The sequence below is a fragment of the Prosthecobacter sp. genome (genome assembly GCF_029946185.1).
Lineage (GTDB): Bacteria > Verrucomicrobiota > Verrucomicrobiia > Verrucomicrobiales > Verrucomicrobiaceae > Prosthecobacter.
Map to the genome: position 1 here is coordinate 1 of NZ_JAQSEA010000193.1, position 18,122 is coordinate 18,122.

Here is an 18,122-nt window from a genome sequence, read left to right on the forward strand (position 1 = left end):
TCTCAAATCGAGATCGCCATCGCCATCGAAGTCCGCGAAGTTCGGTGAAGGCCAGCCGAAGGTTTCGACCGGGCGGTCGGTGGCCATGACTTTTTTCGGCTTGTCGTAGGCGGGTTTGTCGTTCGTGCCGGTGTTGCGAAGGAGATACACGTAACCGCGAAGGGGGCCGTTCATCCAGCGTCCATCTTCGGTGTAGGCATTGTCCCAGCCGTATTCGGTCCAGTCGCCGACGCCGACGATGAGGTCGGTGTTGCCGTCGCCATCAAAGTCCACCATGCGCCACATGTCGGCGCGTATTTTGTTGGGGTGAACTTTCGCATTCACGGGCAGCTTCTGCTCATGTTCCAGACCGGTTTTGAGGAAGTCGGGATACTCTCTGCCAGGTGAAAGGACGCGGGGCTGACCGTCCACGTAGCTGACCTGCACATTCGACTTCCCGACGCTGATGCGTTTGGCGGGCTTGAACACGGGCATCTTGTTTTTGGACGTGTCGCCGCTGGCGTTCTCGAAGAAATAAACGCCGTTGTAGGGCTTGTCGTTACAGTTCACGACGAGGTCGAGATCGCCGTCTCCATCGAAGTCCATCGGCAGCGGCCAGGCCCATAAACCCACTCCAAGATCGACCACGAGGCCGGGATTGTTGTACTTGAGCGGCGCGAGGCCGTCAGCGGCAAAGGCCTGGCTGCAAAGGCAGGCAAGCAGGAGGGGTTGGAGGAGCTTCATGGTTGGAAAAAAAGATCAGCGCGACAGGGTGCCGCAGACATTGACCTGCATGCCGAGGGCGCGGGCCATCGTCGCCTTGGCAAACATGCATTCGTCCGCTGCCTTGGCGTCATTGGCATAGGCGACCTGGACATGATTGGCCTGATGTTTGGCCATGAGCTGGTCACGACTGACGCCATAGGTCACGGCGCTCATGATCGGCCACTGCGGTGTGGTGAGCTGCCAGCGGCGCTCGGTTTCCTCACGCGGGAGATCGACGACACAGCCGCGGCCGATGTCCATGTGCAGGGCTTCATCCTGCACGTAGATGCGTGACCAGACGATCTCGCCCGGCTTGGAAATGCCGCGCAGTGTGGAGCCACCGCTCGGGAAGTACATCGGCGGCTGGCGGAAGCCCTCGGCACTTTTCCAGCCTTCGGCGAAATGGGCGGGAGGTGCTGCACCGCTGATGAGGAAGACCCAGACGTAGTCCTTGCCGAATTTTTCGCCCCAGCGCACGTCATGCAGGGTCGTTTCAACCGGCTGCTGCAGGGCGCGATGCACGCGCTGCGTGAGCATGCCGTCGAGTCCGGCGCATTCGTCCACTTCATTGAAATGCAGCAGCGGCAGGCCTTCCAGCAAGGTGCGTTTGCGATCACGTGATTTCACCGGCGGGCGGTCCGAATTGTTGAGCATGCCTTCGACGAGATCACTCGCCGGCAGCAGATCCTTCAGGCCTTGCTGATACTGGATGCCGATGGCATCGCAGCCGAAGTCATCCGCGATGCGCAGTGCAGCGGCGTACATCTTGCACTGCAGCCGCACCTGATCGCGGGTGAGCTGGGTTGCGTGGTCGTCGCCGAGTTGGAAGGTCATGCCGTGTTTCACCATCCAGGTGTGGATCGCCAGCGCGTCCGAGTCGCTCACCTGCAAGGTCTCATGATAAAGCGCCGACTGGCTCAGCCGCTCCTTAAACACGCCACAGGCATGCAGCGCATGGTCAGGAATGATGGCATTGAACATGCCCATGCAGCCTTCATCAAAGATGCCCATGATCGCCTTGTCCGTGCGCAGGGTGGTGGCCAGCTCCTTGCCCAGAGCGGTTATCTTGGTCGGCACCTTCACCTTCTCCAGTTTCTGCACATGGCTGAGATCGTGAGTGATGCTGCCGGACTTGAGCCACTGCTTCAGCTTGGTCTTGAAAAACGTGTCGGTGAAATTCTCACTCCACAGTGTCGAGTATTTCACGCCCGCCTTCGTGAGCGAGCCGTTCAGATTGAGCATGCCCACCAGACCCGGCCACTGGCCGCTCCAGTTTGCCACGGTCAAAATCGGACCGCGATGCGTGGTCAAACCCGGCAGCACATGATGCGAGTACTGCCACACCGCCTCCGCGACGATCAGCGGCAGCTCGGGGTCGATGCCGCGAAACACTTCGATGCCCATCCGCTGCGAATCGATAAAACCGTGCTTCTTCGATGTGTCCAAAGCATGCGCACGCTTGACCTCCCAGCCCTCTGCTTTCAATGCGGCACCCAGCGCCTCTTCCATGGCTGCCTGGGCCGCCCAGCAGGTTTGGTTGGCAGAAAGGCGCAGGTCACCGCTGGCTACGAGCTGAACGATTTTGGATTTGGATGGCATAAACCACATCTTAACCAAGAGACTCGCAGATCACCAGCATAACTGACAACAGGTGCCAGATGAGCATCCTTGGCAGATGGATGACCATCCTTGATCTACCCCGCTTTATTTGGCCTCCACCCGGAAACGCGGGTCATCCCAGGCAAACGGCGGGCGCTTTCCGAGCAGGAGGTCGTAGATGGTGTGGTTCGTCTTCATCATCTCGGCCAGCATGTCCTTCCATGGGCGGTCTGCCACGCTAACGAGGCCGGTGTTGTAGCTCTCGCCATTGTATTTGCTGAACCAGCGGCCTGTCGTGGCTTGATCAATGAGGGTGAACCACTCAATGCCAATGACAAAGCCGAGCGCGGCGCTCTGCTCGACGTAGTTGCGGTAGGCCAAGCCCCGCTCCTGCTGGCTGCTGACTTCACGCCCGCCCACCAGTCCGCTGTCTTTGGGTGAGGCCCAGAAGAACTCGCTGAACATCATCGGCTTGTTGCCGGTCCATGCGTGGAAGCGCTTCAGCGCCGCCGTATCAACTCCCATCGTATAATAATTGTAGGATACGACATCGAGGTGCCTGCCCATGATGCGGCAGAGTTGCTCATCGTTCATCGTCACGGGCTGGAGGCGGCTGCCAATGAGCATGTGGTTCGTGTCATGCTGGCGGAAGAGTTTCTCGATCTGCGCAAAGTAGGTTTCAATGAACGCGCCGGCATATGCTTTCATATCTGCTTTGGCGGCTTCCGTGGTTACTGCGAGCCCGACGTCGATCAGTTCGTCAAATGACGCGGCCTGGGCTTGCCATGCGGTGTTGAAGACGGCGATGGAATGATACTTGTCCTTCAGCACCGCTACGAGGCGCTGCTTGCAGGCCTGTTTGCCATTGAGGGACGGAATAACGCGTGAGATTTCATCGTAACGCGGCTCATTCACGATGAAGTAGCCGATGAGCAGCGGATCATTGACGCGCGCAGGCAGTTCACGGGCGAGGTTCACAGCGATCTTTTGCGCGGTCGCTGCATCATACGGATCCCACACCTCATGCACGCCGGGGATGCGGGGCACGCCTTCCCACGCATTGATCGGCAGACTGGTCACATACGGGAAATCGGCCTGCATGTGCGCTTTTTCCGGTGTGGGGCTGAATGCGCCGATGGAGTTGAAGCCCCATTTGCGCACCCGTTCGATCATGCGGGCGGCGTGTGTTTCGTAATCGTAGGAGGTGCCAAACTTGCGGATCACGTTCGCGAGGTAGAATGAGAAATGCGCATCGTCATCGCCGGAGCGAAAGCCCGTGGCGAACTCGCCTTCCGCCTTTGGCAGCCACTCGTAGATGCCTTCGCGACCTTTGACGAAGGTGTAGTCATCGCTGGGTGCGAAACCGCAGATGCCGAGGTGGAAGAAGGCGTTGCCATCGGGATCGACGAGCCATGATTTGCCCTGCTTTTGCTCCACATGAAAAAAGCCGGTTGGCTTTAATCCCAGCGTTGCGCTGCTGCCCGGCAGACCACCGAAGCGATCCAGCTTGGGAGTCTCGATGCTGGCGTAGTAGGTTTGATCGGCAGCCACATCGGTCTTGAGGTCTGCGAGGCTTTGGAGCTTGTTGGGGAACTTGTCTTTGAGGCTCTGGCCGAAGGGATCGATGAGCTTAGTGACGGAGGCAAGATCGGAGGTGATGCGGATTTTTCCGGTGGGATTGTCCACGTTGAAGGGGACGATGAACTGCCAGTTATAGATGGCCCAGTTCCATTCGCGGTTGTCGGTGAGTTGCTGGAAGGCGTAGTCGGGCGTGTCGAAACTCAAGCTTTGCCCCTGCGCGTTTTTCAACAGGAAGCTGGGGCTGTTTAGACTCGCAATATGCGGTGGTGTGGACTTCTCAGCCGGGAAGGCACCCTCCTTGTCTGCGATCTTCCAGGTGCCTCCTTTGGCGAAGCCGATGTCGATGAGGACGGACATTTTCCATGATTTCACACCGGCAGGCACGCCTTTAAAGGAGAGGTCGATTTCGTCTTTGTTGATGGCAATGGCACACTCCGCCCCGCCCTCATAGCGCACGGTCGCATTCGCGCCTGCGGCCTTCACTTCGATCTGTTTATGGACCGGTTCAAACTCAGGATAGGTCAGCGTGAAACTGCCGAGGCTTCCAGCGGAGATTTCGACGCCTGCATTGGTCGTTTTGAGTTCGGCAGCGCTGGATAAAGCGATGAAAAAAGCTAGGACGGGCAGGGTGCGTAGCATGGGCGAATGTGACTGGAACAGTCCACTACGCAACGCCACTCCTTCAAATCATCGGCGGCGGCGGCAACAGACGAGCAGGGCTCCGAGCAGGAGGAGCATGGCACGCCCGGGCTCAGGAACGACGACAATGACGCCGGAGGTGGTGAAGCGGCTGACGTCCCAGAACAGGCCGCCGGTGAGTTCCGGCAGATCGAACTGCGAGAGATCATCGCCAGCGCCCGTGCGGAAGTTTGTGCCAATGGCAAAACCGCTGAAATCGGTGGCCACCAGCACAGTCCAGTCGAGCAGATTGAAGACCTGGCCTGCCTGCGCGGTAAATTGATCTGGCAGCACCAGCACATGGCCGCTGAAGGTGAGCGTGGTCTCGGCGGCACCATCGAACTTGAGCAGATCATGCTGGCCCGTTCCCACGCCGCCAAAGGCATCCACATAGGCGTTGTATCCGGCGCTGCCGATTGTGTTGCCGCCGAAGTAGGGATCGATGGATGCTTGATTCGTCGCTGTCGTGATGCCGAGGATCACATGCGAACCGCTCTGCACGTCAAAGACAGCCTGGCCGGAGGATTGAAAAGTGAGCGTGCCGAGATCTCCCGTCGCGGTGCCATTTCCGGCCTGGAGCGTGGCATTGCTCTCAAGCGTGAAACTGCTCCCCTTAACCACACCGCTGCCCATGAGTGTGGCACCGGCTGCGACGGTGACAGCGCCGGTTCCGGTTGTGCCCGTCGCGTGGACAAGCAGCGCCCCCTCATTCACGCGTGTGGCTCCGCTGTAGGTGTTCGCTGCGGTGAATTCGAGCGTGCCGGCACCCTCTTTGACAACGCCGCCCGTGCCGCTGAGCTGGCCGGTGAGACGTGCGTCGGTGTTGGTGCTGCTGGTGCCGTTGGCGACATCGATGATGCGTTCGCGGGAGCCGAGGTTGATGGCATTTTGGAACTCGACGGTGTTGGTCGAATACGCAGAGCCGAACATGAGGCTGTAGTTGTTGTCGCCGCCGGGGCCGCTGAGGAAACTCGATGCACCCCAGGTCAGCGCGGTTGGAGTCGCGGTGCCGCCGAGAGCCACGACGCGATCCGCACCATAGGCACTGAAACCGCCATTGCCGACGAGGGCCACCTGCCCTGCTCCCGTGCCGACTGAGCGGGTGAAATCGCCATTTGCGGAGTCGTTCAAGTCCGCGCCGATTTCGAATACGCCGCCGCCGTAGATACGTAGGACGTTGGTGTTGTAATCGCGGGTGTTGCCGTGCATGCGGAAGACACCGCCAGTGACATAGAGATCGGCGGGATTGGCGGTCTGGCTATAAGTTGTGAGACCGCTGCCAGCAATGATCACGGTCTGAGTGGCCAAGCTGATGTTCAGCGCCAGGGTGCCGGTGCTGTAGTTGGTGAAGTAAATGGAGCCGCCAGTGACAGCGCCGATGCTGGCGGTGATGGTGGCATCATGACTGCCGGTGGCCAAAATGCCACGACCATAAGTGCCCCCAGTGATGTTATTGGCACCCATGTCGAGCGTCACATTGCCACCCGTGGTGTCGAGTTGAATGGTGTTGAACGTAAGACTGGCGGTGCGGGTCACAGCGGACGAGAGCAGGTAGTTCGTGGTGTTGGAGGAATTGTTCACCGTCAGTGCTGTAGCGGCGGTGTAACGCACGATTTGATTGCTGCCATTGTAGGTGGCGAAACCGAGGCCGGTGGCATCCTGCACAAACAGAGTGGAACGGTTGCTGAGGTTACCCATCAAGATGCCATTGAGGACGGCAGCGTTCGTGAGCGAATTGGCCACCAAGGTGCCACCGGCGCTGACATCCAACAGAAAGGGCGAGTAGCCCTCCGCTGCGAAAGTGCTGGTGGTGATGGTGGCATTGTTCGTGATGCGCAGCACACCCGTGGTAAAACCTGCGGTCTGCACCTGGGTGATGGCACCGATGGTGGCCGTGGTGGCATTGGCGATCACGAGCGTGCCGCCGTTCATCAGAAGGGTGGAGGTGGTGCTGAGCGGCACCCCGGTGCTGTAGTCTGCCACCAAGGTACCGTTGCTGAGGGTGGTGTTGCCGGTGTAGGTGTTGCTACCTGTGAGGGTGAGCGTGCCGGTGCCGATCTTGGTGAGTGCAACGGTGCCCAAAACCCGCCCCGCCGGTATTGTCCACGATCTGGCCCGCATAGGTGCTGGAGGCATGGTTCACGCCGACGGTCAGGGTGCGAACGGCACTGGTGGTGCTTTCGTTGGCGATGATGCCGGAGACGGTGCCTGCTGCGCCATTGAGCGCATTGACGGTGATGCTGGTGTTGTTCAGGTCGAGCTTGCCGCCGGCCAGCGCCCCGCCATTGACCGTGAGATCACCATTGGCGAGCGCGCCAGAATTTGCCACCTGCAGCACGCCTTCGTTCACGGTGATGCCACCGGTGAAAGTGTTGGTCTGTGACAGCGTGGTGGTGCCTGCCCCGTTTTTTACCACGGCCAGATTCCCGGTGAGGATGCCGGTGTAGTTTGCGGCACCCGTTTCATTGATGGTGAGGGTGGACAGCTTGCGACTGGTGTTCTTCAGCTCCGCATTGGCCCCAGTGACACCATCGTTGCGCAGGCTGCCGATGGTCTGGTTGTAGCCGTTCATGTTCACACCGGCGTATTCGTTGTTGTTGGAGTTGGTGAAGTGAATATCGAGGATCGCAGTGGTGGGCAGGGTGTTGTCCGCACCGAGGTAGATCGTGCCACGCACGACTTCAGTCTCCCCATCCCAGGCATTGCCGGTGCCGGAGAGAATCACACCGCCGGTGCCTGTCAGTTCACCACTGAGACGCAGCGTGAAACTACTGGCACCATCGGTGATGTTTCCGCTGAGGGTCAGAGTGCCGCCTTCCTGCACGCCAATGCGTGCCAGATCCACCCCGAGAATGACATTGCCCGCCCATTCGGCGGTGGCGTTTACTCCGGCCTGCAAGCCGCCACGGTTCACTGTGCCGCTCCCATCCCCAGTGGTGCCGCTGGTGCTGGAAACGGTGATCGTCTCGCCAGTGACGACGACGCCATCTCCCAGTTCCACATGAGAGGCTCCGCTGACGAGCGTGGCTCCCGAGGTGGCCCCAAGCGCCGTATTGCTCAGCACGCGCAGGATACCGCCACTCACGTTGGTGAGGCCGGTGTAGGTGTTGTTGCCGCTCAGTTCCAGAATGCTGGTGCTGGTCTTGCTCAGGGTGCCGGTGGAACTCACCACGCCGCTGAGGGCAAGCGTGTTCACGCCGCTGATCGTTGTGGTGCCGGAGAGCACGACGTCATTGCTGATGGAACGCGCCGCCCCATCCGCCAGCAGGCTCCCGCCGCTCACGGTCAGCAGCCCTGAACCCAAGGCTTGGTTGTTGCCGATGCCAAGCGTGCCGCCGGTCACCGTCACACCGCCGTCAAAGGTGTTGGCCTGAGTCAGTGTCAGCGTACCGCTGCCGGACTTGGCGAGACCCGCTGGCGAGCCGGTCACGCTGTTGCTGATTACCCCGGAAAGGGTGGCGGTGTTCGCATCCACCCGGATGCTGCGGTTGGTACCGTTGAGATCGATGCCGTTCACAAGATTGAGCGCCGCTGTGGCGGTGGAGGCGTTCAATACCAGCGTGGTGGGATCAAAGTTGGCGCCTCCCCATTGCAGGGTTGCGCCACTGCCGCCGAGATTCACCGTCACTGCAGTTCCCGCAGCGCTGAAGCCCGCCGCGATTCCTGTCAGGCGCACGGTGCCAGCCGTGGTGCCGAGTGCACGGTTAAAAGAGGCGGCGGTGGACTCAAACACCCCGCCATTCAGCAGCAGAGCGGATCCGGTGGGCAGGCCGGTGCCATCCGCCGCACGCAGCACGCCTTCACTCACGCGTGTGATACCGCTGTAAGTGTTGGCACCACTCAAGATCAGCAGGCCGCCGCCGCTTTTGCCAAAGCCAGTGGCGCTGGTGTTATTTGCAATGATGGAGGCGATCTGCAAGGTGCCTGCGGTGTTGTACTGACTCACGCTCAGCTCTCCACCCGCAGTGCCCTGCAGGGTGCCTCCGGTGATGAGTGAGGCACCAGTGCCCGCATTGGTTGTCATCAAAATGACATCCGAATTGATCGTGTGTGTTCCAGCCAGCGTCACGGTGAAAGGCCCGGCGGTGTTGAACCGCAACGCCGTGATATCGGTGGCACCGTAGGCCACCGGATTGCTGCCGGTGACATCCATCGCCCCGCCCGAGGTCCACGTGTTCGTGCCGGTGGAAATCCAACCGCTAAACGCCGTCAGCACGCCCGCCTGCGCGGCGACCAAATCGGTGCCATTGAGCGTGGCCCCCACCAGCAGGCCACCTGTCACATTCCCGGCTCCGGCCGGCGCATTGGTGAAGACAATGCTGCCGCCCACGGCGGGATTTTGCACAAAGTTCACCGTGCCGCCGGTGCGCACATAAGAACTGGCGGCGGTGAAGGTCAGGGTCGCCGTGGTGCTGGCAGCAGCCGTGACATTCACTGTATTGGCACCGCCTGAGATCGTGAGACTGGCAAGACTCTGCGTATGCGAGCCCGCAGCCGCTGACATGAGGGTGAAGGTGCCGCCGCCTGTGGCATCGCCCAGTGTGAGTGTCGCCGCCGTGTTGATGCGGTTGGCCAAGCCGTTGTTGTTTGCCGTAGTGGAGCTGCCGTCCTGAAAAATGCCACCGTGGTTCACGATGAGGGCAGTCGTGCTGGTCAGAGCACCGAGTGTGCCCGTCACACTGAGAGTGCCGCCACTGCTGGTGGTGGTGCCGGAATAAGTATTTGCCGCAGTCACCTGCAGCAGACCTACGCCGGTCTTTACCAGACTGCCGCCTGCACCACTGACGATCACCCCCAGGGTGGTCGTTCCATTGAGCACGTTGAAGGTGCGAGAGGCCGCACCGATCTCGAGGAGCGGCTGTACGTTCGCAGTCCCGTTGTTGCTGATGTTGTTCGTTCCCGTGCCGGTGAAGTCACCGTTCAAGTACAGGATCACGCCCGCATCTCCCACATTCATCGTGATGGTGCGCCCGGCCATGAACAGACCGCCTGCACCAATGGTCAGCGACGTACGTGGATTGGCTGCGCCGTTGCTGCCGCCGATCAAAATATCAGCCCCGGCGAGGATGGCGCTGCCGACATTCCAGCTCGCAGGATTGGCGCTGCTGTTGATGGTCAGCTGGCTTCCACCAGCCAGGGTGAGGGCACCTGTGATGGTGACGTGCCCGGTATTGCCACTGAGTGCCAACCCACCGGAGTTCTGGGTGAAGAATGCGATCGTTTCATCCGTGAACCATCCCGTGATCGTCCCGCCATTCAGTGTGATGCCCGCCGTATCTGCGATCTGATGGCTGGTGCTGAGTTGCAAGATGCCTCCGGTGTTGACGATGATGTTGCCGACCACGGAGGTGACGCCCGCCGTTTTGTTGAGGCGCAAAGTGCCCGCGTTGATGGTGGTGTCGCCGGTGTAGGTGTTTGCCTCGGTGCCGGTTAATATCAGCGTTCCGGTGCCGTTTTTGATCAGCGAGGCCGTCGTGGCAGCGCCATTGTAGATGATCGGCGAGATGGTCAGATCCGCACCTCCGCCAGCCACCGTAAATGTCCGGCTCACCACACCGGTGGTACCGCTCAGACTGACATACGGCAGCAGTCCAGTGCCACCTTCCCGCGTGATCGACGAGGCGGTGGTGCCGCTCGTCGTGACATCCCCATTCAGGACCAGCTCGCTGCCGCTCGTACCGGGGCTGAGGTGGACGATGCTGCCGTCCAGTGACAAACCGCCTGCACCAATGGTCAGTGTGGTCCGATTGGCCAGGTTGGCTCCATTCCCGAAAATCGTGAACCCGTTCGCCACAGCCGTTGAAGAGGCCGCCCCGTTCATACCCACGAGGCTGAGGCTGCCGTAGGTCTGAATGGAACCGCTGTTGCCCACGAACACCTTGTTGTCACCGGCGGCAAAACTCACCGCGCCAATGTTCCAGACACTGTTTGCTCCCGAATTGAAAGTGCCGCCCGTGATGGTCAATGACGCCAGAGTCTGACGCAGGTTGCTGCCAACGTCTGCATTCGGACCGCTGCCGTTGAAAACACTGCTCAGGCCGCTCAGAGATACTGCGGCCGTGGCTGCGATCTCATTCGTGGTGCCGGCGGTGAAAGTGACAAACCCGCCATTGGTAACAGCCAGATTGCCGGCCACCGCCGTTGCCCCGCCGGCTTTGCTCAGCGTAAGGGTGCCTTGGTTGACGGTCAGCAGTCCGCTGTGTGTGTTGGAACTGCTTCCGCTCACAATCAGTGTACCTGGTCCGCTTTTGAACCATGCTGTGTTACCTGCCAGCGTTGCGGAGATTGTTGCTGCGGCGTTGTTGGTGATCGTAGAATTAACCAGCGTCAGTGTGCCGCTGCCGCCCAGTGTGTAGGTGCCGCTGGTCGCCGCATTGAAGGTAAGATTGCCGGCTGTGATTGGGCCGCTGAGCAAAATCGCCCCTGCCGTGCCGCTGCCAGAGCCGAATACCGCATCACTGCCATTCACCCAGTTCTGGTTTTGCAGTGTTTGTGTCTGGTTAAACCAGTTGGGCTGTCCGGCTGTCCAGGTGCCCGTGCCGTCCTGGGCATCCGCTGTGACGGTGTTTGTGTCCCAGATCAGGACATCGGCATGGGCGGCGGCAGTCAGCGCAAGGGCGGCGAATAACGATACGATGATCGTTGGGGCTCCTCGAAGGCAGCGCAGATTGGTTGTGTGCATGAGGATGTCCTTAAAATGAAAAAATTGGGGGAGTCTTTGATGCCATGAAAACAGCATTATTCAAATGGAAGGCCTGACCATCTCCACGGGAGTAAAGCCAACCGCCACATCTCCAACATACTTAAGATTAGTTCGCCCCTCTCTAAACGCCAAGCAAGGTCCGTATCACCCTGCAAGCGCAGATAAAAGCCTCAAACCTTCTGAGTCTTCCACTTCCCGCGTCTGAACAGCCGCCAACTGCAAATGGCCAGCAATGAATAGGCCGCCGGCACGGCGATAAAAGCTCCCACCGGGCCAAAGCCGAGAGATTTCGACAAGCCCCAGGCGATGGGAATCTGCCCGAGCCAAAGACAGAGAAAATTCAGCCGTGCAGGCGTCCAAGTATCACCGGAGCCGTTGAAGGCGGATTCGAAACACATCCCCGCCGCGTAAAGAGGGAAAGCGAGGCTAAGGATCCACAATGCCTGGGTGCCGAATGCCACCACTTCGGGATCTTGCGTGAACAGGCGGACCAGAGGATGCGCAAACAGCACGAACACGATGCCAACGACGCTTAAAACCAAGACGTTCAATTGCATGGCGATCTTGACCGCGGCTTCCGCACGCTCCGGTTTGTGTGCGCCGAGGTTTTGGCCCACCAGCGTGGCTCCAGCGTTTGCCAGCCCCCAGGCGGGCATCAGGGCAAAGACCACGATGCGAATCGCAATGGTATAACCCGCCAGCGCCGAACTGCCGAAGAGCGCAAGAATTTTGAACAGCCCCACCCAGCTCGTGGTACTGATGAGAAGCTGGATGATGCCGCTGCCGGACTTGCGCAGCACCGCGTCGAGCACTTCCCGCTCCGGTTTGAAATGCTGCCAGCGTACTTTCACACGGCTGTGATGCCCCGCGAGATGCCAGAGCTGATAGAGCACGCCGACACCGCGACCAATGTTTGTCGCCACTGCCGCACCTGTGACGCCCAACTCAGGGAAAATCCACCAGCCGAAGATGAAGCAAGGCCCCAGCACGATGTTCAGCGCATTCGCCAGCCATAGTGTTCTCATGGCGATCACGGCATCCCCCGCACCACGAAAAATTGCGTTGATGAGGAAGATCAAAAACACGGTGGCATTCCCACCCAACATCAAGCGGGCAAAGCCGGAACCAAGCGTCACAATTTCCTCGCCTGCACCCATGAACCGCAGAATGTCTGGGGCAAAGTAACCCAAGACGATGCCAATGCCCGTGGCCACCAGCAGACCGAGCAGCACGATCTGCCCAGCAGCCTGCGCCGCGAGTTCCGGCTGCTTTTCTCCGATGCGGCGTGATACAATCGCTGTGGCGGCAATCGATATGCCAATGGCCACCGCATAGATGAGCGTCATGAGCGACTCCGTGAGGCCTACGACGGCTACCGCGTCCGTCCCGAGGTGCGACACCCAATAAACATCCGCCACGGCGAACAGTGACTCCATGACCATCTCCAGCACCATGGGCACCGCGAGCAGGATGACTGCACGGTTCAGCGGTAGAGCCGTATAGTCATGCTCTTCCCCGCGCAGCGACTGCCGCACGCTCTGCCAGAATGGAACCGGCGGTGACGCCTCTTCACTCATTCAGGGCAGCCTTCCCTCATCCACATCCATGTAATGCGTCATCGTCTGGATATCGTCACGATCCCCGAGTCCACTGTCGGCCTTTCGCTTGATCAGCATGGGGGTGGTGTGGTCATTGATGCCGAGCTTCATCGTGTAGTGGTTCCAGACGAGCTTGTCGGTGTCATTCAGCGGGCGGGTCTGCTCCTGGCACCATTGCAAAATTTCCTGGTCCGTGCCGCCTTGCAGCACGCGGGCCTTCAGGTCGTCATAGCCCACATGCAGGAATGCGGTGCAGGCGGCATCGCTTCCCTTGCCTAGATTGGCATGCAAATCCTCCCACAGTTTACCAGCGGCATGCAGGCGGATCTTGCCGAGCATGCGCGGGAAGTATTTTAGACCGGCGGTTTCATCAGCAGGGCTGCAAGGCAGCGTGGCGGGATCAGGTTTGGCAGACATGCCGGATGCGTCGCTGGTGCCGCGAATTTGTCAATCAGGCGCTGCGAATCTGCTGCGACAGATATGCTTCAAAATTTGCGCCAGCCCCAACCGAGCGCAAAGAGCGCCCCGCTCCAGGTGACGATGCAGATGCCCCACCACACGCCCCACAGTCCCCAGCCAAGTGTGAACGCCAGGGTGTGAAACACGATCACAGGCGCGACGAGTTGCCTGTAGATCCCCATCCATAGCCCATAGGCTGGCCGTTTGATGCCCTGCATGGCAAAGACAGTGACAAACAAGATGGGGTAGGCGGCTAAAGTCAGCGAGGAACTAAGAAGGTAGTTGCGACCATGGTCGATCACGATCGGATCCTGGGTGAACATGCGCATGGCGGGATCTCGCAGCAGCCACACAAGGAGGCCGCCGAGGAACATCAGGCCAGCGCCGATTTTCACATTTGTCAGCCATGCCTCGCGCACCCGGTGCGGCAGCCCGGCACCGTGATTCTGCCCCACGATGCTCAGCACCGCGGCGTTCAGGCCGATGGCAGGCATGAGGACAATCTGCTCGACGCGTGTGGCGATGCCGGTGGCCGCCACGGCCTCCTTGCCGAAGTGTTTCACGAACCAGGTGATGACAAACACCCCCAGCGAGATGGTGAGCATATTCAGCGCTGCTGGAATCGCCTGCCCTGAGATGCGCCGCAGCACCTCATAATCTGGTTTGAAATCCGCCCGTCGCAAATCCTGGCAAAACTCCGCCTTGCTGACATGCGACCATAGAAAGACCCCGCCCCCCATTTGCACGATCACTGTGGCCAGCGCGATGCCGCCCACACCTAGCGCGGGCAGCCCCATCCATCCCCACATCAGCACCGGATTGAGCAGGATGTTCGCCACGAAGCCCGCCATGAGAAAATTACGATACACCCAGGTGGTGCCCTGCGCAGACAGCACCGAGTTCATGATCATCGGCAGCAGGAAGAACACACCACCGGCGAGGATCACGTGCATGTAGTCCAGCACCGTGCTCAAGTAACTGCCCTCGGCACCGAGCAGCCGAAACAACCACGGCGCCACGAGCCAGCCCACGATGGAAAGCAGCACGCCTGCCGTGGTTGCGAAGAGCAGCGACTGCGCAAACACTCGCCGCGCCTCCGCCACATGGCCCGCGCCCAGCGCATTGGCCAGCAAGGCCGTGGTGCCTTGGCTGATGCCGCTGCCGACGGCAAACACGACGAAGTACAGCGGAAACGACAGCGAGAGCGCCGCCAGCGACTCCGTGCCCAGCCAGCCCGCGCACAGCGTGTCCACCACATTGAACATGGTATTGAAAAACATGCCCACACTCATTGGCAGAGCGATGCGCCAGATGAGCTGGGGAATGGGATCTGTGGTAAGCGAAAGCGGCTGCTTCATCTGCTCAAACCTAGCAGGATGCTTTGAATCTGCGCACGGTGAATGCTCATATGTGTGCCCGCCATCGCCGCCCAGCCAAAGGCATCCAGCGGACCAAACCACGGATGCTCAAAACGCAGCTCAGTTTTCAAGTCTGCGGCCTCGGTGATTGCAGCGAGCACGCCATCGCAGCTTCGCTCATATTCCGCCTCGACGCTTGCAGTCACCATCGTACCCGGCTTGACCGCTGCCGTGCTTGCCTTGCCGGGTGGCACCTTTCCGTGAGTGAGTGCGTGGATGACCCGAATGAGTCCGATGTGGATGATGCGCAGATGATCCAGCGTCATCCACACAGACCAATTGCGGCTGCTGTCCTCCAGGCCGCGCAAACGCATGATGAGCACCTGCTCTCCCCGCTGCGTTTCAGGGCAAGAGTCCACCAGGGCACGGATGGCCGCACGCTCCTGCTGAAACTTGGCCACGAAGGCCTCTCGATTGCCGCGACGGCGTGTTCGCGCAAACATCAACCGGGCCACCCAAAGCTCGATAGCGGGCAGTCCGGCTCCCGGCGGGGCCAGTTGAGGATTAGTTGAGTTGTTCATGCGGCCTACCATTGGCAAACACTTGCATTTTGCAAGTGTTTTACTTTTGAAATGCAAGTAATCGAAATCATAGTTCACCATGCCCAAGGCCAAAGCCTCCACACGCCCGCTCAGGGCACCACCGCCACCCTCGCGCCGCTCCCCCTGCCCCGTGGCCTGTGCTCTCGACCTGTTTGGCGACCGCTGGACGCTGCTCGTCATCCGCGACCTCATGCTGGGCCGCAGCCGCTTCAAAGACTTTGTCAGCTCGCCCGAAGGCATTCCTACCAACATCCTCAGCGACCGCCTTGAGCGCCTTCTCGAATCCGGCATCGTGCGCCAAATTCCCGCCACAGACAGTGGCAAACGAATGGCCTACGAACTGACCGAGAAAGGTGAAGCCCTTCGCCCCATTCTCAAGTCGATGCGCGACTGGGGTCTGGCATGGGAACGAGGCACCAAGACCATGCCGCAGCAAGGCTGATTAAGACTTCCTGATCCGTGACACAATCACCTCATGCGTTTTCCGGTCGATGGAATACAGCAGTCCCGGCGCACTCCGATCCCATGCGAAGGCCTGGCCGTGCGCGCTGATCGGAATCGCGGCCTGCCAGGTAAGCACGTCGCCTTTGGCTGGAAGATCGAGTACGTAGAGTTCCTGCGCATCATGGCCGGTGATGAAGAGGTGCAGGCCGGGACCAAAGCTGCCGCCGGAGCTGCTGTTCTTGCCAAACTTTGCGACCATTTCTTTTGGAAAGCGCAGCTCGCCGAGCTTCTGCCATTGGGTATCAAATGTCAGAATCCGTGTCTTTGCCGGATCGCCGGTCTTTGCATATTGGGCGAAGCAGGCGAACCACAGGCCATCGCGGCAATCCACCCAGGTCAGTGAGCCACCGGCCGTGGTGAGATCTATGGACTCCAGGTGCTGCATCGTTTGCGGATCCCAAATTTCCACGGAACTTTTCATCGGTATCTCGGGGTAGTTGGAATGGGCACAAAGGAGCTTGCCATCGACTACGAGTCCCGCGTTCAGATGCTTGATGTGACCGCCAGCAGCTTCTTTCCAGCCGCCCACGCGCTCACCGGTATCCTTGCGATACTTGCCGATGGCGGCGTTGGTGATCGCATAAAAATGGGCGTTATCCACCGCCACGCCTTGATGAGCTTCCTCGGTCTTGAAGCGTTTCAATTCCACATGCTCCCATGCTGATTTTTTTGCAGCTTTGGGTTTGGGGTGCAGCAGTTCCTGAATACGAGCTTGTTCCTTGATGAGAGCGTCTTCGGAGACGGGCATGGGCGACAGATTTTCGCTGACCAGCGGTTCATCTGGCGGGATCGCCCGCCAGCGCAGGTTCTTGAACCACACGTCGGCGCCGTGGTCCTGCAGCCAGAGATTACTACCACGCTTGGTCAGATCGGTGCCGCGATAGCTCACCAGCTTGACCGCGCCCTTCCAGCGTGGATCGGTGTAGTCGAAATCGACTACTTTCTCGCCGTTCAACCAATGCTGAATGACGCTGCGTTTGCAGATGACCCGGGCCTCATTCCACTGCCCAAACGGCCGCACCACATCCTTGGTCGGGGCCATGCAGAAATACAGTGCACCGGCGCTGGAACGCGGATTTTCGCCGTAAGAGCTGTTGGCGTTGTCGAGCAGTTGATACTCATACTGACCGGGCCGGTAATAGACGCCGCTGTTGCAGCCTTTGGCGACTTTCCAGTCGAAGCGCAGCTCGAAATCATCCGGCACCTTCGCCTTTTCAAAGGTCAGCGAGCCGCCCTTCTTCACGCGCGCGATCTCGCCGTTTACGACGGACCAGTTGCCGTTGTGTTTCCAGCCATCGAGTGTTTTGCCGTCGAAGAGCGATTCAAAGCCGGGCTCTACCGCCAACGCGGAAGTCGTGAGTGTCAGGAGAAAGAGAAGATATTTCATGCGTGATTTAATGTGCGGTTTGTCTGCCTGCGGAAGCCATTCAAACGCAGCGATCCATCGGCCATGATGTCGAGCAGCGAGTAGCCGTTGTTTTCCACTCCGCTGCCTTCCACCATTGCGACGAGCGTGGTGTAGTGGATGCCGGCGATTTGCTGGTAGTCGTTTTTGTGCGAGTGGCCTTGGAACACAGCGAGCACTTTGCCGGATTTTTCCACCAGCGAACGCACCTGGGCGGCATTGCGCACGGCATGGGCTTTGTCCATGTCGAGGCGTTGATGGGCGAAGATGATCACCGGGCCGCTGGCTTTGCCTAATGCGGACTCCAGCCATGCCAGCTCGGCCTTGGGGAGGTTTGAGTCCTGCCAGTTAAAATTTTTCCGTTCATACGACGTGCCATCTTCACGGAAGCAGGCGTCGAGGATCAGAAACGTCACGCCATTCTCTTCGAAAACCGCATGTCCTCCCGGTGCCTTGGTATGGGCGGCAAACTCCTGCTTCGTCAAGGTGCCGACGCAGTGATTTCCCAAGACGTAATGCCGGGGCATGAAGAGCTTGGTGAAATGCGACTCCATCGTCTTCAGCCATTCGATCTCGCGCTCCACCGAATCTGCCTGATCGATGAAATCCCCCAGTTCGACCACGAGCGCCGGCTTATCGCGGTTCATGGCTTCAACCGCTTCATCCAGCTTCGTCAGGGCCTCGCGGTAGAAGCGTGTTTTCGTGGGCTCCTTGTCGCCGTAATGCAGATCAGTCATCAAACCGACACGCAGGAGGGGTTCCGCCGCTGCATCAGCCGCGAGGAGTCTGTCAGCCCCCAAACCGGCGAGGCAAAGGGTGCTGTGTTGGAGGAAAACGCGGCGAGAAATCATGATCACTCATAGCGTCATTCGAATGAGACGGCAGTGTCAC

Annotated in this window: 11 protein-coding genes and 1 pseudogene; 1 reads left to right on the forward strand and 11 read right to left on the reverse strand. The window is 59.6% G+C overall.

Features of this window, described 5'->3' with window-relative positions; genetic code table 11:
* From PSV43_RS16520 to PSV43_RS16560, 9 genes and pseudogenes are all read right to left on the reverse strand, one after another.
* Nucleotides 1-723: pseudogene (locus PSV43_RS16520) on the reverse strand (FG-GAP-like repeat-containing protein); the annotation flags it as partial.
* Between the two features lie 15 nt (nucleotides 724-738).
* A complete protein-coding gene (locus PSV43_RS16525) occupies nucleotides 739-2,352 on the reverse strand; it encodes a fucose isomerase (protein WP_345784670.1) in 1,614 nt (537 codons plus the stop codon).
* A 96-nt stretch (nucleotides 2,353-2,448) separates the two neighbouring features.
* A complete protein-coding gene (locus PSV43_RS16530; protein WP_300199723.1) occupies nucleotides 2,449-4,563 on the reverse strand; it encodes a hypothetical protein in 2,115 nt (704 codons plus the stop codon).
* 48 nt (nucleotides 4,564-4,611) lie between these two features.
* The gene (locus PSV43_RS16535) at nucleotides 4,612-6,738 is read right to left on the reverse strand and encodes an autotransporter-associated beta strand repeat-containing protein (protein WP_300199726.1); all 2,127 of its coding nucleotides are present in this window, start codon (nucleotides 6,736-6,738) and stop codon (nucleotides 4,612-4,614) included.
* On the reverse strand, nucleotides 6,629-11,284 hold the full coding sequence (locus PSV43_RS16540) for an autotransporter-associated beta strand repeat-containing protein (RefSeq protein WP_300199729.1): 4,656 nt from the start codon (nucleotides 11,282-11,284) through the stop codon (nucleotides 6,629-6,631). Before PSV43_RS16540 ends, PSV43_RS16535 begins: the two co-directional genes overlap by 110 nt.
* A gap of 191 nt (nucleotides 11,285-11,475) precedes the next feature.
* Nucleotides 11,476-12,882: an MATE family efflux transporter gene (locus tag PSV43_RS16545; RefSeq protein ID WP_300199732.1), complete on the reverse strand. Its 1,407-nt coding sequence runs from the start codon at nucleotides 12,880-12,882 to the stop codon at nucleotides 11,476-11,478.
* On the reverse strand, nucleotides 12,883-13,320 hold the full coding sequence (locus PSV43_RS16550) for a DUF5069 domain-containing protein (RefSeq protein WP_300199735.1): 438 nt from the start codon (nucleotides 13,318-13,320) through the stop codon (nucleotides 12,883-12,885).
* Nucleotides 13,321-13,388: 68 nt separating this feature from the next.
* Nucleotides 13,389-14,720 carry an MATE family efflux transporter gene (locus PSV43_RS16555; protein ID WP_300199738.1) on the reverse strand — a complete coding sequence of 444 codons (1,332 nt, stop codon included), beginning with the start codon at nucleotides 14,718-14,720 and terminating at the stop codon, nucleotides 13,389-13,391.
* Nucleotides 14,717-15,301 (reverse strand): DinB family protein, encoded by a 585-nt coding sequence (locus PSV43_RS16560; RefSeq protein ID WP_300199741.1) that lies wholly within the window; start codon nucleotides 15,299-15,301, stop codon nucleotides 14,717-14,719. The genes PSV43_RS16555 and PSV43_RS16560 overlap by 4 nt, the downstream gene beginning before the upstream one ends.
* Before the next feature lie 79 nt (nucleotides 15,302-15,380).
* Here PSV43_RS16560 and PSV43_RS16565 point away from each other — a divergent pair, with 79 nt between their 5' ends.
* On the forward strand, nucleotides 15,381-15,764 hold the full coding sequence (locus PSV43_RS16565; RefSeq protein ID WP_300199744.1) for a helix-turn-helix domain-containing protein: 384 nt from the start codon (nucleotides 15,381-15,383) through the stop codon (nucleotides 15,762-15,764).
* On the opposite strand, the gene PSV43_RS16570 is transcribed toward PSV43_RS16565, so the two are convergent.
* Both PSV43_RS16570 and PSV43_RS16575 read right to left on the reverse strand, forming a co-directional pair.
* Nucleotides 15,765-17,213 carry a DUF1080 domain-containing protein gene (locus PSV43_RS16570; RefSeq protein ID WP_300199747.1) on the reverse strand — a complete coding sequence of 483 codons (1,449 nt, stop codon included), beginning with the start codon at nucleotides 17,211-17,213 and terminating at the stop codon, nucleotides 15,765-15,767.
* On the reverse strand, nucleotides 17,210-18,082 hold the full coding sequence (locus PSV43_RS16575; RefSeq protein ID WP_300199749.1) for a metallophosphoesterase: 873 nt from the start codon (nucleotides 18,080-18,082) through the stop codon (nucleotides 17,210-17,212). The genes PSV43_RS16570 and PSV43_RS16575 overlap by 4 nt, the downstream gene beginning before the upstream one ends.
* Nucleotides 18,083-18,122 lie beyond the last annotated feature (40 nt).

What these genes read in the sequence shown, in the direction of transcription:
- PSV43_RS16550 (WP_300199735.1), bottom strand. Translation starts at nt 13,320, where the DNA reads ATGTCTGCCAAACCTGATCCCGCCACGCTGCCTTGCAGCCCTGCTGAT.
- PSV43_RS16530 (WP_300199723.1), bottom strand. Translation starts at nt 4,563, where the DNA reads ATGCTACGCACCCTGCCCGTCCTAGCTTTTTTCATCGCTTTATCCAGC.
- PSV43_RS16565 (WP_300199744.1), top strand. Translation starts at nt 15,381, where the DNA reads ATGCCCAAGGCCAAAGCCTCCACACGCCCGCTCAGGGCACCACCGCCA.
- PSV43_RS16575 (WP_300199749.1), bottom strand. Translation starts at nt 18,082, where the DNA reads ATGATTTCTCGCCGCGTTTTCCTCCAACACAGCACCCTTTGCCTCGCC.
- PSV43_RS16535 (WP_300199726.1), bottom strand. Translation starts at nt 6,738, where the DNA reads ATGCCTCCAGCACCTATGCGGGCCAGATCGTGGACAATACCGGCGGGG.
- PSV43_RS16570 (WP_300199747.1), bottom strand. Translation starts at nt 17,213, where the DNA reads ATGAAATATCTTCTCTTTCTCCTGACACTCACGACTTCCGCGTTGGCG.
- PSV43_RS16540 (WP_300199729.1), bottom strand. Translation starts at nt 11,284, where the DNA reads ATGCACACAACCAATCTGCGCTGCCTTCGAGGAGCCCCAACGATCATC.
- PSV43_RS16545 (WP_300199732.1), bottom strand. Translation starts at nt 12,882, where the DNA reads ATGAGTGAAGAGGCGTCACCGCCGGTTCCATTCTGGCAGAGCGTGCGG.
- PSV43_RS16560 (WP_300199741.1), bottom strand. Translation starts at nt 15,301, where the DNA reads ATGAACAACTCAACTAATCCTCAACTGGCCCCGCCGGGAGCCGGACTG.
- PSV43_RS16525 (WP_345784670.1), bottom strand. Translation starts at nt 2,352, where the DNA reads ATGTGGTTTATGCCATCCAAATCCAAAATCGTTCAGCTCGTAGCCAGC.
- PSV43_RS16555 (WP_300199738.1), bottom strand. Translation starts at nt 14,720, where the DNA reads ATGAAGCAGCCGCTTTCGCTTACCACAGATCCCATTCCCCAGCTCATC.